This window comes from Micromonospora sp. CA-259024 (assembly GCF_050936255.1).
Lineage (GTDB): Bacteria > Actinomycetota > Actinomycetes > Mycobacteriales > Micromonosporaceae > Micromonospora.
This window is the reverse complement of record NZ_JBNJND010000002.1, coordinates 1,795,787-1,821,155: the sequence shown is the minus strand read 5'-3', so window position 1 is coordinate 1,821,155 and position 25,369 is coordinate 1,795,787. Positions and strand designations below refer to the sequence as shown.

Here is a 25,369-nt window from a genome sequence, read left to right as displayed (position 1 = left end):
TTGGCCTCCCCGGTCTACTGCCTGATGACCTCGCTCTGCTCGGTCATGCAGTGCAGCCTACGCGAAGGTTACCCAGCAGTAACGTGAGTCATCTCGCAGTAGGCCACGCTGCCTGCGGACACCATAGGGGGCCCCACCCGATCACGCCGGGCAGGGGCTCGGTGGGGTGACGCGAAACCGTCGACGCGACGGCGCCGAGTTGGCTCAGCGCCAGCGGGAGAGCAACGCCAGCGAGGCGACCATCGCACCGAAGCCGACGGCGAGGTTCCAGTAACCCCATGCCATGACCGGGTACTCCTGCTCGGACAGGTAGTAGAGCACCAGCCAGCCGATCCCGACGACGATCAAGGCGACCGCGGTGGCCGGCAACCACACCGGGCTAGGCTTGCGCGACGACGCCGTCGTCGTCGGACGGACGTCCGTCGGCGGGGTGTACACCTTCTTCTTACGGACCTGAGACTTGGGCACGGCGCTCTCCAGAGGGGTGACGACCTCGTCCGGCCTGACAACCGGGCGCGGGGGCGACGGTCCATGGCCAATAATGTTCGAGAGCTAGCGTAGTCCCGATTGCCCGCCCGGACCACGAATGGGGTCAGGCCGGTGCACGGAGTGACCGAAAGAGGCGGGACTGTTCGCATCACCGGCCCGCCCGGCGCGAACCGATCCCCGACACGCGGAAGGAACGCTCGGTGGAGTACACATCCGGCGCAACCTCCTGGCAGAAGGTCCTCCGACGGGCCGCCGCCGGGCTGCTGCCCCGGCGACCGCGCCAACGCCGACCAGGCTGGTCGATCGGGGTGCCCCTGATCGCCGCCGCGGCGGGGCTGCTCTTCACCACCACCGCGACAACCGCCGGCGGCACCGCACTGCGCGAGGACCGGCGGCCCCAGCTCAACCAGCTCATCGAGGACCGGCGCGAGCAGGTGGCGGCGAGCGAACGCCGTGCCGCCACGCTGCGCGGCGAGGTCGAGGAACGGACCAACACGTTGGCCGGATCGGACGCCCCGATCAAGGATCAGCAGGATCGCGCTCAGGGCAGCCTCCAGGCCGCCGGGTTCACCGCCCTCAGCGGCCCCGGGGTCACCGTCGAGCTGAACGACGCGCCACAACTCGACCAGACCCAGTCCGACGCCAGCAACGACGACCTGGTGGTCCATCAGGGGGACGTGCAGGCGGTGGTCAACGCGCTCTGGGCCGGTGGAGCCGAGGCCATGTCAATCATGAACGTCCGCGTGCTCGCAACCAGCGCGGTACGCTGCGTCGGTAACACCCTGCTGCTCCATGGCCGGGTGTACTCCCCACCGTTCAAGATCGTAGCAATCGGCGATCCCGCTGCCCTCCAGCAGGCCCTCGCCAGCTCTGAGGGAGTCCGGTTGTTCAAGGACGCGGTCGACGACTACCAGCTCGGCTACAAGGAGGCGACCTCCACGGTGCGAGTTCCGGCATTCGAGGACTCGACCGCCCTGCGCTCGGCGACGGTGCCCAAGTGAGCGGGCCGGACGAGCGTCGCGACGGGCGACACCGGGACCAGGCCGACGAGCCGACCGCCTTCCTACCCAAGGTCGACCGGCCCGAGCCGACACCGGGCCGACCGGCCCCGGCCGGCAACTGGCCCGAGCCGGTGCTGCCCGCCCGGCCTGGCGCGTCGCGCCCACCGGCGACCCCCGAGCCGCACCGCGCCGCCGAGGCTCCCCGCACCCCTGACCCCCTTCGGGACGACCGGTCGGCCGTGCCGCCGCCGGCCCGATCCGAGCACCCGGCGCGCACCGAATACCCGCCTTACACCGCACAGCCGCACCCGGCGCCGCCGAACGCTGGCCGACCCGATCCGGGCCGCCCGGGTGTCGACGCCCCACCGCCCTGGCCGGGCAGCACCGCGCCCGGGCCGGGCCCGCACGGAGGATCCGGCGTTTCCCCCGCGACCGCCCCTGGCCGGCCGACCGCACCCAACCAGGGCCCGGTTCGGCCCGCTGCCCCCGGCAACGCCCCGACCCGACCACCCGCGTCCGGCGCCTCGTCCACCCGACCGGCTGCGCCTGGGGAAACCCCGGGTGCCACCCCGACCCACCCGGGTTCGCCCGCTGCGTTGCCGGCCCGCCCGACGACCTCCGGCACGCCGAGCCGGCCCGCCACGTCCGGCCCTTCGACCCCGCCAGTCGCCGACTCGCCGACCGCGTTCATTCCGCACGTCGTCGCCAGGCCCGCCCGACCGACCGGCTCCCCGGCCGTCCCGGTCTCTCCGGCCGCCCCGGAGCGCGTCGCACCGGTCGGCCAGGATCGCGTCTCGGCGGCCGGGCAGGACGGCGTCCCGCCCGCCGGGCCGGACCGCACCGCCGACCCGACCGCCACCGCCTTGATTCCGGCCGTGCCCGCCGCACCCACCACCCGGCCGCCGGCAATGGACTCGACGGCGCTGATGGGTGCCGTCCCCCGCACGTCGGTCCCCGACGAGCCGACCGGTGGCGACGACAACCCCGCCGAGCCGCCCCGGCCTCGACGCGGCGAACGGGTGGTTCAACTCCGGCCCCACCAGACCGGCGAGGGCTACAAGAGCGTCTACTCGGAGCTCACCCGTCCGTCGCTCGGCTCACGACTGCGCACCGGCGTGCGCGTCACCGGCGAGGTCCTGATCACCTTCGGCCTGGTGGTGCTGCTCTTCGCCGGGTACGAGGTCTGGGGCAAGTCGGCCATCGTCGACGCCCACCAGAACGACCTCACCAACGAGTTGGCTCAGGTCTGGGGCCCGACCGGCGACCCGACGGTCGCACCATCGGCGGCCGGGCCGAGCGCCAAGCCGACACCGCCGGTACGCGGCAAGCCGCTCGCGGGCCTCTACATCCCCAAGCTCGACAAGAACTGGGTCGTCGTCGAGGGTGTCACCCAGGCTGACATCCGCTATGCCCCGGGCCACTACCCGGCCAGCGCGCTACCCGGCCAGGTGGGCAACTTCTCCGTCGCCGGCCACCGCAACCGGGCCACCTTCTGGCGACTGGACGAGCTCAACGACGGCGACGCGATCGTGGTCGAGAGCAAGACCGACTGGTACGTCTACCGGGTGTCGCAGTCGCGGATCGTCAGGCCGACCCAGGTCGAAGTGGTGGCACCGGTGCCTGGCGAGCCGGACAAGAAGCCGACCAAGCGGATGCTCACCCTGACCACGTGCAACCCGAAGTTCGACAACTACCAACGCCTGATCATCCACGCCGAGCTGGACCGGACCCAACCCAAGTCGGCGGGCCGCCCGGCGGAGCTGGGAGGCTGATCCGATGTACGCGTTCATCTGGCGCAAGCTGCCGTTCGGCCTGGCCGGAAAGCTGACCGGCTCGGTGCTGCTCGTGGCCGCCACGGTGGCCCTGCTCTGGTATGTCGCCTTCCCGTGGGCCGAACCCCTGCTGCCCTTCGACGACGTGCAGGTCACCCAGGAGTCCGGCGTACCCGGGGAATCGGGCGACGGCGGCCCGGTGACCGGGGACACCCCGGCCGGGGACGAGCACGAGCTGCCGTACGACACCGACCAGAACAACCCCGCGCCGTCCTCCCCGAGCAGGTGACCATGCGCGTCCTGGTGATCGACAACTACGACTCGTTCGTTTTCAACCTCGTGCAGTATCTTGGCCAGCTCGGCGTGGACTGCGAGGTCCGCCGCAACGACGAGATCGACGTCGCCGAGGTGGGCAAGGTGGGCGCCGCCGGCATCCTGCTCTCCCCGGGGCCGGGCAGCCCCGACCGGGCCGGTATCTGCCTCGACGTCATCCGGGAGTACGCGGGCGAGCTGCCGATCTTCGGCGTCTGCCTCGGCCACCAAGCGATCGGCGAGGCGTTCGGGGCGACCGTGACCCGCGCACCCGAGCTGCTGCACGGCAAGACCTCCGAGGTACGGCACCACTCGGTCGGCGTACTCGCCGGCCTGCCCGACCCGTTCACCGCCACCCGGTACCACTCACTCGCCGTGCTGCCCGAGACGCTCCCCGACGAGCTGGAGGTCACCGGCTGGACCGGGTCCGGTGTGGTGATGGCGATGCGGCACCGGACCCTCCCGATCGAGGGCGTGCAGTTCCACCCGGAGTCGGTGCTCACCGAGGGTGGCCACCTGATGCTGGCCAACTGGCTGGCCGGTTGCGGTCACCGTGAGGCGCTGGAGCGCGCACCCGCGCTGGCCGCCGAGGTCGACGCCCGCCGCCTGGCCGCCTTCGCCACCACCTGAGGCCGGGTCAGGGCCCCGTCACCCGGTCACCGGGCCCGGCACTCATGCCGGCCAGGTCAGGTCCGCAGCGCGTTCTGAACCGCCGGATCGGCGGGCGAGCGGACCGCTGGTGCCCGACCCCGGACCGCGTCCCACGCCGCCTTGCCACTGGCGAAATAGTCCCGGACCGACTTCTCGGCGAGGAGGACGGGTCCGCAACCGTCGCACCGAGCGGTGACTCCGTCGACATCGAGGCCGAGATGCCGGCACAGCGTCACCGCTCGGGACAGGTGATAGGACTGGGTCACGATCAGTGCCCGCTCGACGCCGTACACCTCGCGCGCCCTGGCACAGCTGTCGTACGTGTCCAGGCCGAACGGGTCGGCGACCACGCGCCGCGGATCGACACCGAGTTCGGTCAGGTACGACGTCATCATCGCCGGCTCGTCACCCGAGGTGCCGCCGCCGTCGCCGGACACGAGGACGACCCTGGCCCGCCCGCTGGTCACCAACTCGGCGGCGGTCTCCAGGCGGCCGGCGAGGCGTTCCCCGGGCCGTTGTCGATCGCCCGCCACGGCGGTGCCGAGGACGATCACCACGTCGGCGGCTGGCGCATCGGCCTCGCCGTGCACGTGGTCGCGTGCGGCGAGCGTCGTCCACAGCCACGGCAGGCTGGCGAGCAGCAGCACGACGACGCCCAGAACGGCCAGGCGGCGGAGGCGTCGAGGCCACCGCCGCACCCGCCCCGCAGGGGCCGCCTGCGCATCAGTCATACCGATGCCCGCGGTGTGGTCCTAGTCCTGGGGAAGCCGGCTCGGTGGGGGCGGGAACGGCAGACCGATGCCGCCCCCGGTGCCGGGGGTGGTCGGTGTGCCCGTCGGCGTGCCCGTGGGCGTCACGGTGGGCGTCGGGTCGGTCTCCGGCTCCGGCTGACTCACCTTGATGGTCACCCTCGTGCCGGTCGGCTTCTTGTCCCTGCCGTTCGGGCTCTGGTCGGTGACCTTCCCCGCCTCGGCGGCGGGCACCTCCGGCCCGTCCTGCGGGACGACCGTGAAGCCGGCGTTGCGGAGGACGCGGGTGGCCTCTTCCTGGCTCAGCCCGACGACGTCCGGCACCTCGCGGACCTTGCCGTTCGAGACCGTGAGCGTCACCTGCGTGCCTTCGGGAACGCTCTCGCCCTCGGGCGGCTCGACTTTGAGAACCTCGTCCTGGCTCGCCTCGTCGTTGACCGTCTTGACGTCGTACTTGAGCTTCGCCTCGGTGAGCCGGGCGATGGCGCTCTCCCGCTTGCTGCCCTTGAGCCCTGCGGGGACGACCACCTCGGGTGCGCCGCCACAGACCTGGATGGTCACCAGGCGGGACTCCTCCAGCCGGGTGTCGGGCACCGGATCCTGCTTGACGACGGTGCCCTTCGTGCAGTCACTGGCCAGGACGGGGTCGCCCACCTGCGGGGAGAGACCGGCGTTGCGGATGTCGGCGATCGCGGCGGCCTGGCTCTTGCCGGTGACGGTGGGCACCGACTTCAGGGCCTTGTCCTGCTGCTGGCTCCAGAGCAGGGCAGCCACCAGGGCGATCACCGCCAGCACGCCGACCGCGCTGAACATCGCGATCAGCCAGGAGGACGCCTTGCGCTGGCGCGGGTCGCCCACCCGGGCCGGGATCTGCCGGGTCTGCGGACCACCGGCGGGAGGCGGGTAGCCGCCCCCACCGCCGGCCGGGGCCATCGCCACCGTCTCCGCCTCGCGCAGCACCGGGGTGGCCAGCACGGGCCGGCCGGCGGCGGCGCGGAGCAGGTCGGCACGCATCTCGCCGGCGCTTTGGTAACGGTTGAGCGGATTCTTCGACAGCGCCTTCAACACGATCGCGTCGACGGCCGGGGTGACGTCCGGGTTGATGTCGCTCGGCGTCGGCGGCGTCTCCCGTACGTGCTGGTAGGCGACGCTGACCGGGCTGTCCCCGACGAACGGCGGGTGCCCGCAGACCAGCTCGAAGAGCACGCAACCGGCCGCATACACGTCGGAACGCGCGTCGACGGCCTCACCGCGCGCCTGCTCCGGGGAGAGGTACTGCGCCGTGCCGATCACCGCGCTGGTCTGCGTCATGGTGGTCGCGCCGCTGGCCAGCGCGCGGGCGATGCCGAAGTCCATCACCTTGACCTGGCCGGTCTGGGTGAGCATCACGTTGCCCGGCTTGATGTCCCGGTGGATGATGCCGTGCCGGTGGCTGAACTCCAGTGCCGCGCACATGTCGGCGCAGATCTCCAGCGCCCGGCGCGGTTGTAGCCGCCCCTCGACGCCGAGGACCTCCTTCAGGGTCCGCCCGTTGACGAACTCCATCACGATGAACGGCAGGGTCTCACCGGTCGGCGCGGTTTCCTCGCCGGTGTCGTAGACCGCCACGATCGCCGGGTGGTTCAGCGAGGCGGCGTTCTGTGCCTCCCGACGGAACCGCATCTGGAACGTCGCGTCGCGGGCCAGGTCGGTACGGAGCATCTTGATCGCGACGTCCCGACCGAGCCGGAGATCGCGACCACGGTGCACCTCGGCCATGCCGCCGTAGCCGAGCAGCTCGCCGACCTGGTACCTGCCACCGAGCAGGCGGGCCTGCGCTGTCATCGCGTCTGTCGTCCTTCGCTCGTCGTCGTCCCGCCGTCGCCCGGCTGGAGTCGTATCTCCCGACGGTACGACGTCTGGGTCGGATCGTCGCGCCCGTCGAGTCGTAGCGCGCCGGACGTCACGGTGCGCGGGGTCAACCCGGCGGATTCACCGGTCTGCGACTGCTTTCGTAGGTTGTAGGAAATCACGCCGGAGCACAGCAGGACCAGAACGGCCAACAGGATGGCAAGAAGCACCATGCCGGGCCGGGAACGGCCGGGTTCGGGTGACGGCACCGCCGGGCCGGCCGGCCGGGCGTACGCCGGCGGGTGTTCCTGCCGGGGCGGCGCCGACGGCACGGCCGCGGCACCACGCGGGTACCCGGTCGGCGCGACCGGCGGCCGGCCGGGCTGGACTGCCGGAGCGACCGCGGTGGGCCGCGGCTGCTGGGCCGGCGCGGTCGCGGTCGACCTCAGCCCAGCGGCCGGCGGGCGGGCGCCTGGCGGGCGCTGCGGGTGCGCCTGCGGCACCTGGGCCCGGCCGGGTGCCGCCGGCGAGGCTGGCGCCGCGGAGATCGGCACGGAGTTGCCACCGGCCCTGGCCTGCTGGGAGAGCGCGGCCTTGAGCTGACGGGCGACCCCGGCGAGGGCGGCGGCGCTCGGCCAGCGGGCGGCCGGGTCCTTTGCCAACGCCCGTTCCACCACCGCGCGCACCTGCGGCGGGATGTCGGCGGGCAGTGGCCGGGGCGTCTCCCGGACGTGTCGCATCGCGATGTCGAGCGGGTTGTCGCCCTCGAACGGTCGCCGCCCGGCCAGGCACTGGTAGGCGACCACGCCGAGGGCGTACACGTCGGAGGCTGGGGTGGCCACGCCACCGGTGGCCTGCTCCGGTGAGATGTACGAGGCGGTGCCGAGCACCGAACCGGCGGCGGTGAGCTGGCCGACCATGTCGGAGCGGGCGATGCCGAAGTCGGTCAGCACCAGCGTGCCGTTCGGCCGAACCAGCAGGTTGCCCGGCTTCACGTCGCGGTGCACGATGCCCTTCTCGTGCGCGGCGTGCAACGCGTCCGCGGCCTGTGCGACGAGTGCCATCGTCCGGGCCGGGGTGAGCCGCCCGACCCGGCTCAGCGTGGACGACAGAGCGTCGCCCTCGACGTACTCCATGACCAGGAACGCGATCTGCTGGTCGTTGCCGAAGTCGTAGACGTCCACCACGCCGGGGTGGTTGATGGTGGCCATGGTGCGGGCCTCGCCCCGGAACCGCTCGGCGAAGTCCGGGTCGTCGAGCAGCGCGGGGAGCAGACTCTTCACCGCGACCGTCCGGCCGAGCACCTGGTCGGTGCCGCGCCAGACGTCGCCCATGCCGCCGCTGGCGATCCGCTCGTCGAGACGGTAGCGGTTGCCGAGCTGGACGCCAGGGCTGAGCATGTCAGCGGCCCCCGGGGTCGTTGATGGCGGCCCGCATGATCTGACCGGCGATCCGGGCCGCCTCGGCACTGCCGCCGGGGCCGGCCTGCTCAAGCTCCACGCAGACCGCGGAGACCGGGGTGCCGTTCTTGTCCAGGGCGAAACCGATGAACCAGCCGTGGTCGGGCCGGTCCGGGGCGGACTGCGCGGTGCCGGTCTTGCCACCGACCGTGTAGCCGCTGATCGCGGCCCTCCGCCCGGTGCCGTTCTGGACGACGCTGACCATCATGTCGCGCAGGTCGGTGGCGACCTGCGCGTCGACTGGCTGGCGCAGCTCCCGGGCCTTGGCGCTGTAGTAGCTGGTGGTCCGGTCCGGGGCGAGCAACTGCCGGACCAGGTACGGCCGCATCTGGCTGCCATTGTTGGCGATCGCGCCGGCGATCATGGCGCCTTCCAGCGGGGTCATCCGGACGTTGTTCTGGCCGATCGAGGACTGGGCCAGTGCGGCCGGGTCAGTGCTGCCGTCCGGGTTCTGCATGTCCCCGGTCCGGCTGGCCGCCGTGGGCAGGCCGCCCTCGCCGAGCTGGCCGACGGTGAGGTCCTCCTGCTCGAACCCGAACTGCCGAGCCTTCTCCTTGATGGTGTCGGCGCCGAGACGTACGCCGAGCTGGGCGAAGCCGGTGTTGCACGACTCGGTGACCGCCTCCAGCAGGGTGACCTGCCGCTCCGGGCAGATCGACGGCTCGGCGTTGCGGATCGGGCTGCCCGAGGTGGGCGGGGTCCAGCTGGAACCGGCCGGGATCTGTGTGGTCTTGCTGATGCCGTTCTCCAGCGCAGCCGCGGCCACCACGATCTTGAAGGTGGAGCCCGGCGGCAGCGTCTCGGAGAGTGCGCGATTCTTCAGCGGACCGTCCGGGTCCTGCTCCAGCTTGTTGTACTCCGCAGCCGCCTCGGTGGTGTCGTGGCTGGCCAGCGGGTTCGGGTTGAAACTGGGCATGGAGACCAGCGCCTGCACCGCACCGGTACGCGGGTCGATGGCGATCGCCGCGCCCTTCTTCGCCCCCACCTGGTTGTTAAGCAGCTGGTCGTACGCCACGTCCTGCGCCCGCTTGGAGAGCGTGAGCAGCACGTTGCCACCACCGGTGTCGTCGCCGGTGAACATGTCCTTCAACCGGTCGCCGATCAACTGGTCGCTGGTGCCGGCCAGGAAGTCGTTCTCCACCTGCTCGATGCCCTGGTCGGCCAGGTTGACCGGCTTGTAGCCGAGCACGTGGGCGTACTTGGCGCCGCCCGGGTAGGTGCGCAGGAACTTCAGGTTGCCGGTGGTCTCCTTGCTGGTGGCCAGCGCGGTGCCGCCGGCCTCGATGTTGCCGCGCTTGCGCTTGTAGTCGGCAACCTGGACCCGGCCGTTGTAGTCGCTGTTGCGGTACTCGTCGTCTTTGTAGGCCTGGATCCAGTTGAGGTTCGCGAAGAGCAGGCCGAACAGGACCATGACGACGACGCCAACGCGGCGCAGGGGTGCGTTCACGGCTTGATCACCTCCGTGGGAGCACCGTGCAACTGCTCGGGCGGGCCACCGCTGGGCCGGGCCGCCTTACCGCCGCCTCCGGTCACCGGCCGGCGGGCGCCGTCGGAGACTCGCAGCAGCACCGCGATGAGCAACCAGTTGGCCATCAGCGACGAGCCACCGGCGGACAGGAACGGGGTGGTCTGACCGGTCAGCGGAATGAGCTTGCTGATCCCGCCCACGATCACGAAGACCTGGAGGCCGAGGGTGAACGCCAGACCACCGGCGAGCAGCTTGCCGAACGAGTCCCGAACTGCGAGCGCGGCACGCAGCCCTCGCTCCACGATCAGCAGATAGACGACCAGCAGCGCGGAGAGACCGAAGAGGCCGATCTCCTCACCGATACCGGCGAAGATGAAGTCGTTCTGCACCTCGGGCAGGATGTCCGGTTGACCGCCGCCCGGCCCGGCGCCGAAGAGCCCGCCCGTGCCCAGGGCCAGCAGTCCCTGCACGAGTTGGTAGCCCTTGTCGGTCGGGTCGGCGAACGGGTCCAGCCAGATCTCCGCCCGGACGTAGAAGTTGGCGAACGGCCCGCCGACCGTCGAGCCGAGAAAGTAGGCGAGGTACGCGCCGCCGAAGAAGAGGACCAGGCCGATCAGCAGCCAGCTGACCCGTTCGGTGGCGATGTAGAGAGTCACCACGAACATGCCGAAGTAGAGCAGCGAGGTGCCCAGGTCCTTCTCGAAGACGAGCACCAGGAGGCTGACCAGCCAGACCCCGACCACCGGGCCGAGGTCGCGCCCGCGCGGGAAATCGATGCCGAGAAAACGCCGGCTGGCCAGCGAGAGCACCTCACGCTTGCGGACCAGGTAGTAGGCGAAGAAGACCAGCAGCGCCAACTTGGCGAACTCACCGGGCTGGATGGAGAAAGCACCCACCCGGATCCACAGCTTCGCGCCGTTGATCTCCGAGATGCTCGACGGCAGCACCGCCGGGAGCATCACCAGCACGATGCCGGCCAGGCCCAGGGTGTACGCGTACCGGGAGACCGAGCGGTGGTCACGCATGATGGCGAGCAGGCCGGCGGCGAGGATCACCGAGGCGAGGGTCCAGGCCAGCTGCCGCCCCCCGATCCCGGCGAAGATGGCGAGGCTCTCCCGGTCGACCACCGGGGCTTCGCCCAGATCGATCCGGCGGAGGAAGCCCACCCCCAGGCCGTTGAGCAGGGCCACCGCCGGCAGCAGGGCCGGATCGGCGAACGGGGCGAGGAACCGGATGACCAGGTGCAGCCCGAGGAAGACCGCGCCGAGGGCTGCGGCGGGCATCCAGAAATCCGGTGTGACCGTGTCCAGCAGGCTCGCCTCGACGGTCGCACCGTACGCGGCCACCAACACCATCGCGAGCAGCAGCAGGGACAGCTCGGCGTTGCGGCGCGACCGCGCCAGGCGTACGCCGGACTGCCCGCCCGTGGTGGCGGGCGAGGGTGCCGGTGTGGCCGCTACGGTCACGGGTGGAGTCCTCAGGATCTCAGCCGACGCTCACTCAGGAGACCGGCAACCGGCCGGGTCGAGCGCCGGCGTGGCCGAGTCGGAGGGCGTGACGTCGGGTGTGGTGGTCGGACCGGTCACACCGACAGCAGCGGTGGCACCGACGGTCGGGCTTGCGCTGACAACTCCGTTGGGGGTCGCCGGGGCGTTGGCGCTCGGACTGCCGTTGGGTGTCGGCGTCGTACCGATCGGTGTCGGCGTGGACGTCGGTGTGGGCGTGGGCGTGGGCGTGCCACCCACCGCGCCGGGCGGGCAGAGCGGCTTGAGGTTGGGGTTGCTCGGGGTGTCGCTGGTCAACTCGGAAAGCTGGCGCTCGGCGTCCGGCTCGCTCTTGGCCCGGATGCCCACCTTGACGGTGTCCTGCGCGGCGGCCGTGAGGTCGTCCAGCCGGGTGCTGCTGCGGCGGTGCACGGTGGAGAGGTCCATCCCGGCGATCTGGCCCTGGACGCCACGGAAGACGGCGACCTGCCCCTCCTCGGTGGCTCCCACGTAGTACTGCCGCTGGGTGTACGTCCAGCCGCCGAAGGCTCCGCCGCCGACGATCACCAGCAGGGCCAGCGCCATGGCGACGGTCCGTACCGGGCGTCGCTTCGGTCGGTCCGTTTCGTCGTCGGAGGCCGCCGGCTCCTCGGGAGCGGCCGGGCGTGGCGCGGAGAGCGCCGAGGCCCGGGCGGCCGGCGTCGAGTCGTCGGCCGACGTGGCCATTCCCCGGTCCCGGGCGGCGGCACCGCCGACGATCGGGGTCGCCTCGACGATGTCCTGATCCGTGGCGTCGGCGATGATCACCGTGATGTTGTCCGGACCGCCGCCGCGCAACGCGAGTTGCACCAGCCGCTCGACGCACTGCTGCGGGTCGGCGTACTCCCGCATGGTCTCGCCGATGGTCTCGGCGCTGACCACACCCGAGAGGCCGTCGCTGCAGATCAGGTACCGGTCGCCGGGCAGAACCTGGCGCACCGAGTACTCCGGGTCGATGTCCCGGCCGTCCAGGGCCCGGGTGAGCAGCGACCGCTGCGGGTGACTGCTCGCCTCCTCGGCGCTGATCCGGCCCTCGTCGACGAGCATCTGGACGTACGTGTCGTCCTTGGTGATCTGCGCGAACTCACCGTTGCGCAGCAGATAGGCCCGCGAGTCACCAATGTGGACCATCCCCAGCTTGCTGCCGGTGAAGAGGGTCGCCGTCAGGGTGGTGCCCATCCCCTCCAGCTGTGGGTTGGCGTCCACCGTGTCGCGGAGTTGTTGGTTGGCGGTGCCCACGGCCGAACGCAACGCATCGACGAGGGCGTCCCCGGGGACGTCCTCGTCGAGCGGCGCCATGGCACCGATGACGATGTTGCTGGCGACGTCACCGGCGGCCATGCCGCCCATGCCGTCGGCAACGGCGAGTAGCCGCGGCCCGGCGTAGACGGAGTCTTGATTGCCGTCTCGGATCAGACCGCGGTCGCTGTGGGCCGCATAGCGCAGGGTCAGAGTCATGGCCGTAATTCGAGGGAAGTGCGGCCGATCCGGATCGGCACGCCGAGGGGGACGGGGGTTGGTCCGGTGACCTTAGCGCGATCGAGGTACGTGCCGTTAGTCGAGCCGAGGTCCTCGACGTACCACTGCCCTTCGCGCGGCACGAGCCGGGCGTGCCGCGCGGAGGCGTAGTCGTCGGTGATGACCAGGGTGGAGTCCTCAGCCCGACCAATGGTGATCTGCGCTTCACCGAGAGTGATTCTGGTGCCGGCCAGCTGACCGGCTGTCACCACCAGCTGGTGTGCCGCCCTGCCCCGCTTCACCTTCGCCGGCTTCGCAGCCTGCCCCGTCGACGCGCCCACCGCGCGGGGCGCGGCCACCAGGCGACCGGACCGGGCACCCGCGAAGAGGTCCCGGCGAATCACGCCGACCACCGTGAACACGAAGATCCACAGCAGGATCAGGAATCCGAACCGGGCAACGGTGATGACCAGTTCCGGCAAGGCGGGTCAGCCGTCCACGCGGAAGGTCAGCGTCGTGGTGCCGAGCTGGACCATGTCGCCGGGGTTGAGTGCGACGGCGGAGACCCGCTGCCCGTTGACCATGGTGCCGTTGGTCGACCCCAGATCGGTCAGCACAACCTGGCCCCCATCGAAATCCAGCCGGGCGTGTCGCCGGGAGATTCCGACGTCGGGCAGGCGCAGGTTGGCCTGGTCGCCGCGACCGATCACCGTCGACCCCATCTGGAGAGGGTAGGTGCGACCGTCGCCGGAGACCAGCCGCACGTTGCGACCGCCGCCGTGCCCGGGCGGCGGGCCGTAGCCACCACCCTGGTCGTACGCGGGGTAGGCGGGCGGCCCCGCGTCGTAGCCCGGTGCCGACACCGGGGCGACCTCGCCGCCGGTGTAGACCTCGGCCGTGACGCGGAACATGCCCGTGTCCAGGCCCTCGCCGCGCTCGATCTCGACGATCACGTCGCCGTAGACCGTCCAGGCCTGCTCGCCGATGAACTCCGCCTGCGACTGGGCCAGCTCCTGGGCCAGCGCAGCGGCGTACGGCGCCAGCCGACTGTGGTCGAACGGCGAGAGATCGATCACGTAGCGGTTGGGCACCAACGTGCGCCCACCGGCCAGGATCGCCTTGTGCGCCTCGGCCTCCCGCTGCATGGCGTTGAGGATCTCCACGGGGTGGACCACCCCTTTGAAGACCTTGGCGAAGGCCCCTTCGACCAGGCCTTCCAGACGCTTCTCGAAGCGTTGCAGCACGCTCACCGGCTCCTCCTCGGGTCCCGAGGACATGATGGTATCCGGCCGGCGCGCGCGCAGCTCACACGCCGCTCGGCCGCCTGCTCCCGGCCCGTTCGGACGGGCCGGGACTGCCGTGCTAATCTTTCGTCCGCCACGAACGGTAATCGCTCGTGGCGAGCGCCTGGGACAGCGTAGTATTCCCGGGGCCTGTTGGAGACAACGGGGCCGGGGCGGCTACAGTGTTCCGGGTCGTGCCACGGGGATGTGGCGGAATGGCAGACGCGCACGGTTCAGGTCCGTGTGCCCGAAAGGGCGTGGGGGTTCAACTCCCCCCATCCCCACCACCGACGAGGGCTCCGCGTAACGCGGGGCCCTTCCGTCATATCGGGGCGTGCCGGACGTCACGCTATGCTCCGATGGATTCTGCCTCCGATGGACCAGGAGTGGCGTGTGAGTGTCGCGTTGGTGACAGGGTCGGGCGGTCTGATCGGCTCCGAGGCGGTCCGGCACTTCGCCGGCCTCGGTCTGGATGTCGTCGGCATCGACAACGACATGCGCCGGTACTTCTTCGGCGAGGACGGCTCCACATCATGGAGCCTTGAGCGGCTCGGCCGTGACCTGGGTAGCGCGTACACCCACTTCGCGGTGGACATCCGGGACCGGGACGGCCTGGAGCAGGTGTTCAAGAAGTACGGCTCGGACATCGCCGTGGTGATCCACAGCGCCGCACAGCCGAGCCACGACTGGGCGGCCAAGGAGCCGTACACGGACTTCGACGTGAACGCCGGCGGCACGCTCAACATGCTGGAGAACACCCGTCGGCATGCGATCGACGCGCCGTTCATCCACTGCTCGACCAACAAGGTCTACGGCGACCGGCCCAACAGCCTGCCGCTGATCGAGCTGGAGACACGGTACGAACTGCCCGAGGACCACCGCTGGTACCAGGGCATCACCGAAGAGATGTCGATCGACCACTCACTGCACTCGGTCTTCGGCGCCTCGAAGGTCGCGGCGGACGTGATGGTGCAGGAGTACGGGCGCTACTTCGACATGAAGACCGCCTGCTTCCGAGGTGGCACGCTGACCGGCCCGGCGCACTCCGCCGCCGAGCTGCACGGGTTCCTGGCCTACCTGATGCGCTGCGTCATGGAGGGCCGGACATACAACCTGTTCGGCTACAAGGGCAAGATGGTCCGGGACGCGATCCATTCGCGCGACGTGCTGACCGCGTTCGAGGCGTTCTTCCGGGCCCCGCGGTCCGCCGAGGTCTACAACCTCGGCGGCGGCCGGCACTCCAACACCTCCCACATCGAGGCGTTCCGGATCGCGGAGGAGATCACCGGCCGCGAGGCGCGGATCAACTACGTCGAGCAGAACCGCACCGGCGATCATCAGTGGTACGTCAGCAGCATGGCCCGGTTCGAGGCGCAGTACCCGGACTGGAAGATCACCTACGACGTGCCGATGATTCTGCGGGAGATCTACGAGGCCAACGTGGACAAGTGGGTGGCCCAGCCATGACCACGCGGAGCAAGCGCAACGTCCTCGGCGTCCTGGTCGACGTCACCGACTACGCCACGGCGACCGACGCGGTGGTGGCCGCGGCGCACGAGCGGCGCCCGCTCGCGCTGACCGCGTTGGCCGTGCACGGCGTGATGACCGGAGTGCTGGACCCGGCGCACAACGCGCGGCTCAACTCGTTCGACGTGGTCACGCCGGACGGGCAGCCGGTGCGCTGGGCGCTCAACCTGCTGCACCACGCCGGGCTCACCGACCGGGTCTACGGACCGACGCTGACGCTGCACGTGCTGTCGCGCTTCGCCGACGAAGGGCTGCCGGTCTACCTGTACGGCTCCACCGAGAAGACCCTCGCCAGGCTGATCCCGGCACTGGAGCGGATGTTCCCCGCGCTGAAGATCGCCGGGGTGGAGCCGTCCAAGTTCCGTGCCGTCCAGCCCGGCGAGGACGCCGAGATCGCCGACCGGATCCGGTCCAGCGGTGCCCGGCTGGTCCTGGTCGGGCTCGGCTGTCCGCGCCAGGAGGTCTTCACGTACGCCATGCGGCCCCTGCTCGACATGCCGCTGATGGCGGTCGGCGCGGCCTTCGACTACCACGCCGGGTTGCTGCGCCAGCCCCCGCCGTGGATGCAACGCGCCGGCCTGGAGTGGTTCTGGCGTCTCGGTCTGGAGCCGAAGCGGCTCTGGCGCCGCTACGTCATCCTCAACCCGGTCTACCTGACCCGGCTCGCCGCGCAGAAGACCGGCCTGTGGAAGGCCCGCCCGCCGGCCCCGGCCACCGAGCGGCCGGCCACCTTCTCGGTCTGATCCCGATCGGTACGACACGAGGCCCCACCCGGCGTACGGGATGGGGCCTCGGTCGTGGGAGACCGGTCAGAGGGTCAGGGTCCAGGTGTTGATGTAGCCCGTGTCGGCCAGGTAGACGTCGCGCACCTGGAGCCGCCAGGTGCCGTTCGCCGCCTCACTGGAGAGGTTGGCCGTGTACGTGGTGTTGACGTTGTCGGCGCTGTCCGAGCTGCTGCTGTTCTTGAGCCGGTATGCGCTGCCGTCCGGGGCGAGCAGGTCGATGACCAGGTCGCCGCGGTAGGTGTGCACGATGTTCACCGCGACGGTCGAGGTCGCCGAGGCGTTACGGCCGCAGCCGGCGATGGTGATCGAGCTGGTCACCGCCGCACCGGCGTCCGGGATCGACACGTCGGTGCCGTTGCTGCCGGAGCATCCGCCGCCCGAACCGGTCACGGTCAACGTATAGGTGGCCGTGCGGGTGCCCGCCGCGCCGCTGCCGGTGATGGTCACCGGGTAGCTGCCGGCGGGGGTGCTCGCCGAGGTGGCGATGGTGAGGGTGGACGAGCCGCCCGAGGTCACCGTCGACGGGCTGAACGACGCGGTCGCGCCGGCCGGCAGGCCGCTGGCGGAGAGGCTGACCGACTGGGCGGAGCCGGCGGTGGTGGCCGTGCCGACGGTGGCCGTCACCGAGCCGCCCGGCGCGGTGGAGCCGGAGGTCGGCGACACCGAGACGGAGAAGTCGTTCGCCGGCGGAGTGCCGTTCACGACGTAGAGCAGCTGGTTCGGGGTGCCGGTGCCGACGTTGGTCACCACGTTCGGGGTGGAGTTGTTGACCAGGTAGTCCCGCACCTGCTGCGGGGTCCAGGACGGGTTCGCCGACAGCACCAGCGCCGCCGCGCCAGCGACGTGCGGCGACGCCATCGAGGTGCCGCTGATGGTGTTCGTCGCGCTGCTGCTGGTGTACCAGGCCGAGGTGATGTTGACACCCGGGGCCAGGATGTCGACGCAGGTGCCGAAGTTGGAGAAGCTCGCCGCGGCGTCGTTGTTCTGCGTCGCACCTACGGTGATCGCGGAGGCGACCCGCGCCGGCGAGTAGTTGCAGGCGTTCTGTCGGACGCCGAGGGCGTTGCCGTTGCCGGCGGCGACCGCATACGTGATGCCGGAGTTGATCGAGTTGGTGACGGCCGTGTCGATGGAGCTGTTGGCGCCACCACCGAGGCTCATGTTCGCCACCGCCGGCCTGACCGCGTTCGCGGTCACCCAGTCGATGCCGGCCACCACCTGGGCGTTGGTGCCGCTGCCCTGGCAGTTGAGCACCCGGACACCGACGATCTGGGCGCCCTTGGCCACACCGTACGCCGAGCCGCCGACCGTGCCCGCCACGTGCGTGCCGTGGCCGTTGCAGTCGTCGGCGGAGCCGCCGTCCACCGCGTCGAAGCCCGAGACGGCCCGGCCACCGAAGTCGTTGTGCCCGTACAGCACGCCGGTGTCGATGACGTAGGCGCGGACGTTGGACGCCGTGTTCGGGTAGGTGTACGAGCTGTTCAGCGGCAGGTTCCGCTGGTCGATCCGGTCCAGGCCCCAGGACGGCGGGTTGGGCTGGGTACCGGCGATCGAGACGGTGTGGTTCTGCTCGACGTACGCCACCGCCGGGTCGGCCGCGATTCGCGCCGCCGCACTGGCACTCACCTTGACCTCGAAGCCGCGCAACGCCGCGCCGTAGGTGCGGGCCACCGTGCCACCGTGCCGCCCGGAGAGCCGCTTCGCGGTGTCGCCGACCTGGTCGCGGGCCACCGCGCTGTCCTTGAGAACGACGATGTAGCTGTCCGGCACGGCGGTGGCTCCACCGGCGGCCCGAACCACGCCGACGGGTTCGGCGGCCAGGGCTGGGGTGCCGACGGCCAGCACGGTCGCCGTGGCCACCCCGACCAGTACGAACCTGCGTGGAAGACCCATCTCCCTACCTCCCTCCGACCGGCGGCGGAACGCGACCACCGGTCCAAACACCAATCGACGCTTGCCGATCTAGCTGAGGGTAAATCAGCCACCACGCGGTGGGACATGTCGAAACGTCCATACCATCCGGAGGATGGCCCCCTACGGGCCCGCGTCCGGGGTGAACGGGGGACCGGCCCGGATTCGCCTCGCCGCGATTCGGGAAAGACTCTCGAACATGGAGAGTCAGCTCACCATCCTGCTCCCGGTCGCCGCCATCTGGCTGGTCGCCGGCGTCGTTGCCGACGGGCTGCCCCGGCTGCGCAACACCCGCATGCTGCGCCGGCGTACCGGATGGTTGCTGGTGCTGGCCCTCACCGGCGTGGCGCTCACCGCGGCCGTGCTCGGCGCCGGGCTGTTCAGTGCCGGCACCGCGCCCGTCGACCGGGCCGCGGGCGGGCTCACCCTGGCCGCCGGCCCGGCGTTCGTGGCGGCGGTCTGCTCCGTACGGCGGATCCGCCGGCTGTGGGCCGGGGCCGGCGCGTTCGCCAGTGCCCCCGCCACACCCGCGCCGCACGGGCTGCGTGCCGCAGCGGCCCACCCGCTCGTCGGGCTGCCACCGCAGGTGACCGCACTGGCCACGGTGCCGGCGCTGATCGCGGCGGCCGGCACCGACCTCGGAGCTGACCCCGGTGTCACCGGGCCGGCGATCACCGTGGGTGCGCTCGCGGTGGCCGCCATCGGCGTCCGGCACGCGCTACGGCACAGCCGGTTCGCGGAGCGGGCCCAGCCGGACAGGCCACGGTCAGCGGGGGCGACCGGACCCCTGCACGTATAGCAACTCCAGGATCGCCCGGGTCGCCTCGAACCAGCGGTCCAGCCAGCCCGGCGGTGGCACGCTGCCCTTCGGCGGCAGCTCCATCAGCAGGCCACGCAGCAGTGGGTGGTCGGCCAGCGACCCAGCGGGCTCCATCGGCCAGCCGGTTGGCGGAAACGACGGCTCGACCAGCGGGTTCGGGTCCAGCGAGGGCAGCGAGAGCGGAGGGTCGGCCGACTCCGCAGCGGACGCCTCCCGCCCGCTCAGCTCCTGGTCGGTCGACACCACCTCGGTCAGTACGGTGTCTCGACGCGCTCCGCGGTACTTGCCACCGAACCGCTCCGGTTTGCCCGGACCGTTGGTGAGATTGTCTGACCCGATCGTCGTCATCCGTCTCGCCTGCCTCGCTCGGTTGCGGATCGGTGCGGCGGGTCATCGACCTGCGCCGTACCGACCGGTTCAACGAGACGGGCCCGCTGTGGCGACGGGAATCCCGGCGGAACCTCGCCGACCGCCTCGTGACACGACCGCCCGCCGGTCCTCCACGGACACGGCGAGGTCCCCGTCCGGACGGAACCGGACGGGGACCTCAGCTGACCACCAGGTCAGATCTCGCCGAACGCACCGCCTCGGGTGCCAGCGACGAAGGCGTGCCAGTCACCCGGCGCGAAGACCAGGGCTGGGCCCGCCTTGTCCTTCGAGTCCCGCACTCCGACCGCCCCCGTCACGTACGCCACCTCCACACAGTTGTCACAGTTCGGCCCGCTCTTCGAGCTCTTGAACCATGCTGCCTGCGTCAGGTCCACGGGGAACCCCTTGGTCGCCATTTCCACAACGGCTCCTCTGCCAGTTTCGCGATGTGTGCGACGGACTCCTCCGGACGTATGGCCGCAGCGCGGATGTGATCGAAGATGAAGCTGTACTTCTGTAGTTCGTCGCTCTTCTCGAGGAAAAGCCCACCCGTGGCGTTCTCCGCGTACACAACATCCGGATCACCGGGCTCAGGGAAGCTGAGGATCGTGAAAGTGCCGTCCATGCCGGCGTGCGCACCCACCTCGAAGGGCAGGATCTGCAGCGTCACGTTCGGCAACTCGGCCACCTCGACCAACCGCTTGAGTTGGCCGCGCATCACCTCGTCCCCGCCCACCGGCCGACTCACCACCGCCTCATCGAGCACCACCCACAGATCGACCGGATCGTCCTGGGTCAGTAACGACTGACGGCCCAGACGGACACGCACCCTCTGATGCACCTGATCGGCGGTGAAGTCCGGCCGGGCGGCGCGGATCATCGCCCCGGCGTACTCCTCGGTCTCCAGAAGGCCCGGCACGACCTGCTGTTCGTACGCCCGGATCGAGCTCGCCGCCGCCTCCAGCCCGACGTACGCGCCGACGAGCACCGTGCTGTACGGGTGCCACCAGCCCTTCTGCCGGGCCTCCCGGGCGATCTGCACGAGTTCGTCGCTCTCGGCACCGACCACGCCGTAGATCCGCAGCATGTCCCGCACGTCACGAGGGGTGGCCGTGGTGTGCCCGGTCTCGATCCGGGAGACCTTCGAAGCCGAGCACTCCAGCTGCTCGGCGACCACCTCGATGGTGATTCCGGCGGACTCCCGCTGGCGGCGCAGCTCGGCACCGAGGCGCCGCCGTCTGATGGTGGGACTGCGCCGCTCACTCATCGCGCGACCCGTGCGCCACTGGTCTCCGCCGCTGGCTGCTCGACCCCACTCGGGCTACCTCCGGTTGACGCGCCACTGAGTGACACCCGCCGGGGGCGCGACCGTCGACGGCGAGCGTTCGCGACGAGGGGAGTGGTGCTGGTCCTCGGCCGGCCGCGACGGGCGAAACCGGCTCTCAGTGTGCCGTCAGGACGCGGATGGCTTCAATAGCCCTTTCGCGCGACACGCTCATGTATCGGCAAAAGTCGACGTGCAACTTGCATGAAGCACGTCCCTGATGCACTCTGTCCGTATGGCACGGATCACTCAGCGTCTCCGTCCGCTCCCCCGGAGTGGTGACCCCACCAATCCGGGGAAGCCGGGCACGACGCGGGCCCGGCCGGCGACACCGAGACCTGCTCCGGGGTGATGACCCCGCCGCTGCAAGCCGGCAAGCTGCGGCGGCGGGCGCGGTTCCCGGAAGCAGCCGGGTGATGGTCGGGTGGCGGCACGCCACCAGCGGAGTACGGCCCGACCACCACCATCCGCACCACCGGTTCACGAGGCACGACCCCGTCGCCGGCCGAGACGTCCCCCGTTCAGGCACCGCCGGCACAACCGCCGGCCGACCCTCCCCAGGAGCCCATGTGCTTCCCCGCACCGGTGACGTACTGCACGTGACTCGCGCGGCGAGTGTCCAGTTCCTCAGGCCCATCACGTTCCGGGTCATCCGGGTGCTCGACTGGCCCACCTATGACGGTTGGCTCTGGCTCGACGGCTACGAGTTGAACGCCGCGGGCGACGCGGTCAGCCGACGGTCGATCTTCGTCCAGCGAGAAGGGCTGCAGCAACTGCAGGCCGCACCCGAGCCGCGCCCGCACACCGTACGGCCCCGGCGGCCGGTCGCCCGTACCCCGGTCCGGGTGAGCTGACCGACCCGATCCGCCGCCGGTGGGCGTGCCGTCGCCATAGAATTGGTACGCCCACCCCGGCAATGTTCCACCCGCGCGTCCAGGACCCTGACCCTGGGATGGTCATGGTCAATCAGCCCGCCCTGCGGCGGCACCACCGCTCCCGTATCGCCTACACATTCGGACTACTCGCCCTCCTCGGGGCGATGGCCACACTCATGGTCCTCGTCCACGACCCGGCGATGTCGTCCACCCGGCTGACCGCGCCGGTGCCCGCACCGGAAATCACCGTGGTCGACGCCGACCCACCGATGGACGACGGTCCATCGATGGACGAGGATCCGAGCTGGATCGGCGCCGACGCCCCGAGCAGCCACTCCGGCATTGCCGACCCGACCGGGCCGGTGGCCGGCCGTGGCGGCGGCCAACCCAACGACGGCCAGGAACTCACCGAGGCAGCTCCGGCCGGTCACACCGCGACGGACATCCGCCGCTCCCTGTTCTGGTCCGGGATCTTCGGCCTCGCCATCTCGCTGGCCGGCCTCGGCCTGGTCGGTACCCGCCGTCGGATGTGGTGACCACCGGTCACGGCGTACTCGTCGCCGTCGGGCTCGCCGTGGTCGGGCTCGCCCCGGTCGTGGGCCGTGCCTGGGAGACGACCAGCAACACCTCGTCGTCGGTCGACACCAGCGTGCCTGCCCCCGGCTCGGTGCCCACCACAGTCCCGGGCGGCAACTCGGACGGGCGGTATACCACCCGGTAGGCCAGTCCCAGCCGGCCCAGCAACCCCTCGGCGGTGGCCTGCCGCAGGCCGGCGAGCGGTGGCACCTGCACCTCGGCCGGCGCGGTGGTGGTCGCCGGGCTGCTCGGCGTCTCGCTGGTCGGCGCCGCCGAGGTGGGGGATGCGCTGGTCGGTGCGGCGCTGGTGGCACTGGCAGTCGGGAGCGACGGGGTGGAGTCCGGTACGTCCCGGTCGTCATCCTGGTTGGCGACGAGCCCCAGCCAGAGCGCACCCCCGAGCAGCCCGGCGAGCAGCAGCGCGAGCACACCCCAGAGGATCGGCAGCCACCACGGCCGGCCACCCTGCTCCTCGACGTACCACTCCCCGGCAGGTTCGGCCGGCCGAGGCGGCCGAACCTCCGCCCGCCCGGACCACGACGGCGGCGGGGTCGACCGCTCGGTGTCTATCCGGGTCGTCCGGTCGACCGGCGTGCCGGCGGCGAGATCAATCGGCATGGTCTGGTCGGGCGACACGGCGGGACCAGGCCGGTCGATCGGGGCCGTCTCATCCGGCCCGGCGGCGGGGCGGACCGGTTTCGGTGACTCCCGCCGGTCGGCGGCGGGTGGCAGCGGGCGGGTCCGGTCGTCGTCGTGCTCGTCGGCGGGAGGCTCCTGGCGGTCGTCGCTCATCGCACGTCCTTTCCCGAACCGGACGGGCGTCATGGCCCTCGACCGCCAACCTAGTCGCCCACAGCGCCATCGCCGGGGATCAGCGTGCCGAGCCGCGCCGGCCACCGGCACGGGCGTGGCCCACCGATCTCCGGCGGGTGTGCGCCGGGTCGGCCGGCGAGCCTGAGATCAGGAAGCGGGTTTGGTGGTGGGCGGCTGGAGGGCGTCCGTCCCACACCAGATGCTGACCTCGTCGTTCCAACGGGCAGGGCCGTCCTCAGCGGGCTCCTGCCGGCTGACCTTTCCGCTGCGCCCACTGACGTAACGCGGGTAGAGGCCCTCTTCGATCAGCTCGTCGGCGGCTTCGGCGCAGTCCTCGCCGACCACATCCGGGACTTCGGCGGCTGGCGCTGGCCCCGCCACCCGCAGTTGCACCGTCGTTCCCCGCGCAACCTCGGTGCCCACCTCCGGTGCTGTGCTCTCGACCGTACGACCGCTGCCGCTGCCGAAAACCAGCCGCCAGCCCAGTCGCTGCTTGCGCACCATGTCCCGGGCCTGCACGAAGTCGATGCCAACCACCGGCGGCACGGTCGGGCCGGTTCCCTTGGTCGCGGTCGCGGAGGTCCGGACGGCCGACGGCGTGGTCCGGCCGGTGCTCGGTCGGGGCGTGGTGGCCCGGCCGGTCGGCGAACCGGTCGCGGTCGCGACGGCAAGCGGATCCCCCGGGGGTGTGTCGTCCTCGCCGGCCAGCAGCCAGCCACCGGTCGCGCCGACCGCGGCGAGCAGCACGGCGACCAACCCGCCGCCCAGCAGCACGCTGGCCCGGCCCGCACCGCCGCCGTCCCGGCCACCGACGGAATCCTGCCGACCCGTGTTCGCGTCCGTCATACCGCCCACCGCCTCATCACCGGCGACCGTACCGCTCGCCGCCCAACCCGCTACGCCGGCCGTCCATACCGGCGGGTCGTTGCGGCTCGCCGCGCCGACGACGGGACGTTACGCTGCCCGGCATGGCCAGACAGGGCTGGGGAGTGTCGATCGCGACGGCGATCGGGGTGGCTGCCGGCGCGGGCGCCGCCCAACTGGGCTTCGGCTACGGGCTCGGCGTCATCACCTGGACGCCCACCGAGGCCGGGGCCACCGACACAGCCTGGGCGGACGGCCTGGCCTGGGCCACCTGGCTCGCCGCCAGTTCGACGGTGCTGGGCGCGGTCTGCGCGCAGCGGCTACACCAACGGAACGCACCGGCGGCGGCCGAGCCGCAGGTGACCGGCCCGGAGGCAACGGACGGCTCTGACCTCTCGACCGCGCCCGAGCAGGCGACCCAGAGTGACGGGGGCTCGGCTGCCGCCGGCACCACCGGCCCGGAGGCGACGGAAACGCAGCCGGCGCAGGTGGCCGTGACCCCGCCCAACGAGCGTGGCGGCCTGCTGCGGCGGGTGGCCCTGGCGCTCGGCGCCGGGATCGGCGGGCTGGTCACCGTGCTGCTGATCGCCGTACCCGCGCGGGTCGCGATCGGCGCCGACACCGGCGCACCGCAACGAACGGCCGCTGTACAGGCGACGCTGGGCATCCTGCTCGGCGTGCTCGTCGCGATCTGGGCGCTGCGTTCCCGGGCTGCCGCGATCAACGTGACCGCGACCGCCGCCTGGCTCTGGCTGCTCGCGGTGGTCTCGGTCATCGACGGGGTACGCGTCGGACGAGGCCTGACCGGGGCTCAGCTCGGCACCTGGCAGCTCGACCCGGACCACCCTCGGTACTGGATCGGGGACCAGCTCTACTGGCCCGGTTCGCTGCTGGCACTCGTGCCTGCGCTGCTGATCGGTCTGCTGGCCGCCCGGCGGGCGGCGCGGTCGGCCGGGCACCGCGTCGGCGCGGCGGCTTCCGGCGCAGCCGGACCGGTGCTCGTCGCGCTCGCGTACCTGACCACAGTGCCGCACTGGTCGACGCTGGGCCCCGCACAGTTGTCGACCCAACTGATCGCCCCGTACGCGGTGATCGTCGGCGTCGGCGGCTCGGTGCTGGCAGCCGTCCTCGCCGAGCGCGCCGATCGCAACCGGGCGGCCGACCGGAGTGCGGTCACCCCCGGCACGAGGACCGACCCGGCCCCCGTTCAGACCGACTCGACCCCGGTCGCCGGCTCCGAGCCGTCGACGTCCGGGTCGTCGACCGGCGCCGCGGGTCGCCGCGCAGGCAGAGCAGACGCCACACCGCAGACGACCAGGACGGGCGAGGCTGCCGCCGTTCCCCGCGTGCCGGCCCCACGTACGAAGCCGGACCTGTCCGGCCCTGGCGAATCCGGTCCAGCCGAGCCAGCCGGCGCCGGAGAGGCGGAGGATCTGACACCGAGCAGCCGGCGTGGACGGCCAACGCGGCGAACCAACCGGCCCGCCGCTGACTGACGCCCGGCGCGCG

At 71.5% G+C, this 25,369-nt stretch carries 25 protein-coding genes and 1 tRNA gene; 11 read left to right on the top strand and 15 right to left on the bottom strand.

From position 1 onward, the window contains the following. Positions 1-204: 204 nt before the first annotated feature. A complete protein-coding gene (locus tag ACQEUX_RS27970; RefSeq protein ID WP_124821296.1) occupies positions 205-468 on the bottom strand; it encodes a cell division protein CrgA in 264 nt (87 codons plus the stop codon). 221 nt (positions 469-689) lie between these two features. Between ACQEUX_RS27970 and ACQEUX_RS27965 the strand changes: the two genes are divergently transcribed. The 4 genes from ACQEUX_RS27965 to ACQEUX_RS27950 are packed head-to-tail and all read left to right on the top strand — an operon-like array spanning position 690 to position 4,204. Continuing rightward, positions 690-1,490 carry a DUF881 domain-containing protein gene (locus ACQEUX_RS27965; RefSeq protein WP_433054485.1) on the top strand — a complete coding sequence of 267 codons (801 nt, stop codon included), beginning with the start codon at positions 690-692 and terminating at the stop codon, positions 1,488-1,490. Beyond that, a complete protein-coding gene (locus ACQEUX_RS27960) occupies positions 1,487-3,262 on the top strand; it encodes a class E sortase (RefSeq protein ID WP_433054482.1) in 1,776 nt (591 codons plus the stop codon). Before ACQEUX_RS27965 ends, ACQEUX_RS27960 begins: the two co-directional genes overlap by 4 nt. 4 nt (positions 3,263-3,266) lie before the next feature. Continuing rightward, positions 3,267-3,551 (top strand): hypothetical protein, encoded by a 285-nt coding sequence (locus tag ACQEUX_RS27955; protein ID WP_433054479.1) that lies wholly within the window; start codon positions 3,267-3,269, stop codon positions 3,549-3,551. A 2-nt stretch (positions 3,552-3,553) separates the two neighbouring features. Then, entirely contained in the window at positions 3,554-4,204 is a 651-nt protein-coding gene (locus ACQEUX_RS27950; RefSeq protein WP_433054476.1) for an aminodeoxychorismate/anthranilate synthase component II, read from the top strand. Positions 4,205-4,260: 56 nt separating this feature from the next. Here ACQEUX_RS27950 and ACQEUX_RS27945 read toward each other — a convergent pair whose 3' ends face one another. The 8 genes from ACQEUX_RS27945 to ACQEUX_RS27910 are packed head-to-tail and all read right to left on the bottom strand — an operon-like array spanning position 4,261 to position 13,990. Beyond that, positions 4,261-4,956: a SanA/YdcF family protein gene (locus tag ACQEUX_RS27945; protein WP_433054473.1), complete on the bottom strand. Its 696-nt coding sequence runs from the start codon at positions 4,954-4,956 to the stop codon at positions 4,261-4,263. A gap of 21 nt (positions 4,957-4,977) precedes the next feature. Then, positions 4,978-6,798, bottom strand: coding sequence for a Stk1 family PASTA domain-containing Ser/Thr kinase (gene pknB, locus ACQEUX_RS27940; RefSeq protein WP_433054470.1), 1,821 nt, complete (start codon positions 6,796-6,798; stop codon positions 4,978-4,980). Beyond that, entirely contained in the window at positions 6,795-8,204 is a 1,410-nt protein-coding gene (locus ACQEUX_RS27935) for a protein kinase domain-containing protein (protein WP_433054467.1), read from the bottom strand. Before ACQEUX_RS27935 ends, pknB begins: the two co-directional genes overlap by 4 nt. Before the next feature lies 1 nt (position 8,205). Further along, the gene (locus tag ACQEUX_RS27930) at positions 8,206-9,711 is read right to left on the bottom strand and encodes a peptidoglycan D,D-transpeptidase FtsI family protein (protein ID WP_433054464.1); all 1,506 of its coding nucleotides are present in this window, start codon (positions 9,709-9,711) and stop codon (positions 8,206-8,208) included. Beyond that, the gene (locus tag ACQEUX_RS27925; protein ID WP_433054461.1) at positions 9,708-11,198 is read right to left on the bottom strand and encodes an FtsW/RodA/SpoVE family cell cycle protein; all 1,491 of its coding nucleotides are present in this window, start codon (positions 11,196-11,198) and stop codon (positions 9,708-9,710) included. The genes ACQEUX_RS27930 and ACQEUX_RS27925 overlap by 4 nt, the downstream gene beginning before the upstream one ends. Positions 11,199-11,228: 30 nt before the next feature. Beyond that, positions 11,229-12,713, bottom strand: coding sequence for a protein phosphatase 2C domain-containing protein (locus tag ACQEUX_RS27920; protein WP_433054458.1), 1,485 nt, complete (start codon positions 12,711-12,713; stop codon positions 11,229-11,231). Next, positions 12,710-13,195: an FHA domain-containing protein FhaB/FipA gene (locus tag ACQEUX_RS27915; protein ID WP_269681725.1), complete on the bottom strand. Its 486-nt coding sequence runs from the start codon at positions 13,193-13,195 to the stop codon at positions 12,710-12,712. Before ACQEUX_RS27915 ends, ACQEUX_RS27920 begins: the two co-directional genes overlap by 4 nt. Before the next feature lie 6 nt (positions 13,196-13,201). Further along, on the bottom strand, positions 13,202-13,990 hold the full coding sequence (locus ACQEUX_RS27910) for an FhaA domain-containing protein (RefSeq protein WP_007454122.1): 789 nt from the start codon (positions 13,988-13,990) through the stop codon (positions 13,202-13,204). A 207-nt stretch (positions 13,991-14,197) separates the two neighbouring features. Between ACQEUX_RS27910 and ACQEUX_RS27905 the strand changes: the two genes are divergently transcribed. From ACQEUX_RS27905 to ACQEUX_RS27895, 3 genes are all read left to right on the top strand, one after another. Then, positions 14,198-14,283, top strand: a tRNA-Leu gene (locus ACQEUX_RS27905). 64 nt (positions 14,284-14,347) lie between these two features. After that, positions 14,348-15,463: an NAD-dependent epimerase/dehydratase family protein gene (locus tag ACQEUX_RS27900; protein ID WP_433054453.1), complete on the top strand. Its 1,116-nt coding sequence runs from the start codon at positions 14,348-14,350 to the stop codon at positions 15,461-15,463. Then, entirely contained in the window at positions 15,460-16,266 is an 807-nt protein-coding gene (locus ACQEUX_RS27895) for a WecB/TagA/CpsF family glycosyltransferase (RefSeq protein WP_433054450.1), read from the top strand. Before ACQEUX_RS27900 ends, ACQEUX_RS27895 begins: the two co-directional genes overlap by 4 nt. Before the next feature lie 66 nt (positions 16,267-16,332). Here ACQEUX_RS27895 and ACQEUX_RS27890 read toward each other — a convergent pair whose 3' ends face one another. Then, positions 16,333-18,201: a S8 family peptidase gene (locus tag ACQEUX_RS27890; RefSeq protein WP_433054447.1), complete on the bottom strand. Its 1,869-nt coding sequence runs from the start codon at positions 18,199-18,201 to the stop codon at positions 16,333-16,335. A gap of 217 nt (positions 18,202-18,418) precedes the next feature. Between ACQEUX_RS27890 and ACQEUX_RS27885 the strand changes: the two genes are divergently transcribed. Further along, positions 18,419-19,018: a hypothetical protein gene (locus tag ACQEUX_RS27885; RefSeq protein ID WP_433054445.1), complete on the top strand. Its 600-nt coding sequence runs from the start codon at positions 18,419-18,421 to the stop codon at positions 19,016-19,018. On the opposite strand, the gene ACQEUX_RS27880 is transcribed toward ACQEUX_RS27885, so the two are convergent. The 3 genes from ACQEUX_RS27880 to ACQEUX_RS27870 form a co-directional block, all read right to left on the bottom strand. Then, positions 18,986-19,387, bottom strand: a complete 402-nt coding sequence (locus tag ACQEUX_RS27880; protein WP_433054442.1) for a hypothetical protein — start codon at positions 19,385-19,387, stop codon at positions 18,986-18,988. The two genes, ACQEUX_RS27885 and ACQEUX_RS27880, sit on opposite strands and share 33 nt — an antisense overlap. Positions 19,388-19,602: 215 nt before the next feature. Beyond that, positions 19,603-19,824 (bottom strand): DUF397 domain-containing protein, encoded by a 222-nt coding sequence (locus ACQEUX_RS27875; RefSeq protein WP_433054439.1) that lies wholly within the window; start codon positions 19,822-19,824, stop codon positions 19,603-19,605. Beyond that, on the bottom strand, positions 19,794-20,675 hold the full coding sequence (locus tag ACQEUX_RS27870) for a helix-turn-helix domain-containing protein (protein ID WP_030487606.1): 882 nt from the start codon (positions 20,673-20,675) through the stop codon (positions 19,794-19,796). The genes ACQEUX_RS27875 and ACQEUX_RS27870 overlap by 31 nt, the downstream gene beginning before the upstream one ends. A gap of 626 nt (positions 20,676-21,301) precedes the next feature. Between ACQEUX_RS27870 and ACQEUX_RS27865 the strand changes: the two genes are divergently transcribed. Beyond that, on the top strand, positions 21,302-21,586 hold the full coding sequence (locus ACQEUX_RS27865) for a hypothetical protein (protein WP_433054435.1): 285 nt from the start codon (positions 21,302-21,304) through the stop codon (positions 21,584-21,586). A 98-nt stretch (positions 21,587-21,684) separates the two neighbouring features. Beyond that, positions 21,685-22,143 (top strand): hypothetical protein, encoded by a 459-nt coding sequence (locus tag ACQEUX_RS27860; RefSeq protein WP_433054432.1) that lies wholly within the window; start codon positions 21,685-21,687, stop codon positions 22,141-22,143. A 7-nt stretch (positions 22,144-22,150) separates the two neighbouring features. On the opposite strand, the gene ACQEUX_RS27855 is transcribed toward ACQEUX_RS27860, so the two are convergent. Both ACQEUX_RS27855 and ACQEUX_RS27850 read right to left on the bottom strand, forming a co-directional pair. Beyond that, positions 22,151-22,975 carry a PASTA domain-containing protein gene (locus ACQEUX_RS27855; RefSeq protein WP_433054429.1) on the bottom strand — a complete coding sequence of 275 codons (825 nt, stop codon included), beginning with the start codon at positions 22,973-22,975 and terminating at the stop codon, positions 22,151-22,153. A gap of 168 nt (positions 22,976-23,143) precedes the next feature. Next, complete coding sequence (locus tag ACQEUX_RS27850; protein WP_433054426.1) at positions 23,144-23,842, bottom strand: PASTA domain-containing protein; 699 nt, start codon at positions 23,840-23,842, stop codon at positions 23,144-23,146. Between the two features lie 122 nt (positions 23,843-23,964). Here ACQEUX_RS27850 and ACQEUX_RS27845 point away from each other — a divergent pair, with 122 nt between their 5' ends. Then, positions 23,965-25,356: a hypothetical protein gene (locus tag ACQEUX_RS27845; RefSeq protein WP_433054423.1), complete on the top strand. Its 1,392-nt coding sequence runs from the start codon at positions 23,965-23,967 to the stop codon at positions 25,354-25,356. Positions 25,357-25,369: the final 13 nt, after the last annotated feature.

What these genes read in the sequence shown, in the direction of transcription:
- ACQEUX_RS27845 (WP_433054423.1), top strand. Translation starts at nt 23,965, where the DNA reads ATGGCCAGACAGGGCTGGGGAGTGTCGATCGCGACGGCGATCGGGGTG.
- ACQEUX_RS27890 (WP_433054447.1), bottom strand. Translation starts at nt 18,201, where the DNA reads ATGGGTCTTCCACGCAGGTTCGTACTGGTCGGGGTGGCCACGGCGACC.
- ACQEUX_RS27950 (WP_433054476.1), top strand. Translation starts at nt 3,554, where the DNA reads ATGCGCGTCCTGGTGATCGACAACTACGACTCGTTCGTTTTCAACCTC.
- ACQEUX_RS27895 (WP_433054450.1), top strand. Translation starts at nt 15,460, where the DNA reads ATGACCACGCGGAGCAAGCGCAACGTCCTCGGCGTCCTGGTCGACGTC.
- ACQEUX_RS27855 (WP_433054429.1), bottom strand. Translation starts at nt 22,975, where the DNA reads ATGAGCGACGACCGCCAGGAGCCTCCCGCCGACGAGCACGACGACGAC.
- ACQEUX_RS27860 (WP_433054432.1), top strand. Translation starts at nt 21,685, where the DNA reads ATGGTCATGGTCAATCAGCCCGCCCTGCGGCGGCACCACCGCTCCCGT.
- ACQEUX_RS27910 (WP_007454122.1), bottom strand. Translation starts at nt 13,990, where the DNA reads ATGTCCTCGGGACCCGAGGAGGAGCCGGTGAGCGTGCTGCAACGCTTC.
- ACQEUX_RS27880 (WP_433054442.1), bottom strand. Translation starts at nt 19,387, where the DNA reads ATGACGACGATCGGGTCAGACAATCTCACCAACGGTCCGGGCAAACCG.
- ACQEUX_RS27885 (WP_433054445.1), top strand. Translation starts at nt 18,419, where the DNA reads ATGGAGAGTCAGCTCACCATCCTGCTCCCGGTCGCCGCCATCTGGCTG.
- ACQEUX_RS27850 (WP_433054426.1), bottom strand. Translation starts at nt 23,842, where the DNA reads ATGACGGACGCGAACACGGGTCGGCAGGATTCCGTCGGTGGCCGGGAC.
- ACQEUX_RS27900 (WP_433054453.1), top strand. Translation starts at nt 14,348, where the DNA reads ATGCTCCGATGGATTCTGCCTCCGATGGACCAGGAGTGGCGTGTGAGT.
- ACQEUX_RS27875 (WP_433054439.1), bottom strand. Translation starts at nt 19,824, where the DNA reads ATGGCGACCAAGGGGTTCCCCGTGGACCTGACGCAGGCAGCATGGTTC.
- ACQEUX_RS27870 (WP_030487606.1), bottom strand. Translation starts at nt 20,675, where the DNA reads ATGAGTGAGCGGCGCAGTCCCACCATCAGACGGCGGCGCCTCGGTGCC.
- pknB (WP_433054470.1), bottom strand. Translation starts at nt 6,798, where the DNA reads ATGACAGCGCAGGCCCGCCTGCTCGGTGGCAGGTACCAGGTCGGCGAG.
- ACQEUX_RS27955 (WP_433054479.1), top strand. Translation starts at nt 3,267, where the DNA reads ATGTACGCGTTCATCTGGCGCAAGCTGCCGTTCGGCCTGGCCGGAAAG.
- ACQEUX_RS27920 (WP_433054458.1), bottom strand. Translation starts at nt 12,713, where the DNA reads ATGACTCTGACCCTGCGCTATGCGGCCCACAGCGACCGCGGTCTGATC.
- ACQEUX_RS27935 (WP_433054467.1), bottom strand. Translation starts at nt 8,204, where the DNA reads ATGCTCAGCCCTGGCGTCCAGCTCGGCAACCGCTACCGTCTCGACGAG.
- ACQEUX_RS27945 (WP_433054473.1), bottom strand. Translation starts at nt 4,956, where the DNA reads ATGACTGATGCGCAGGCGGCCCCTGCGGGGCGGGTGCGGCGGTGGCCT.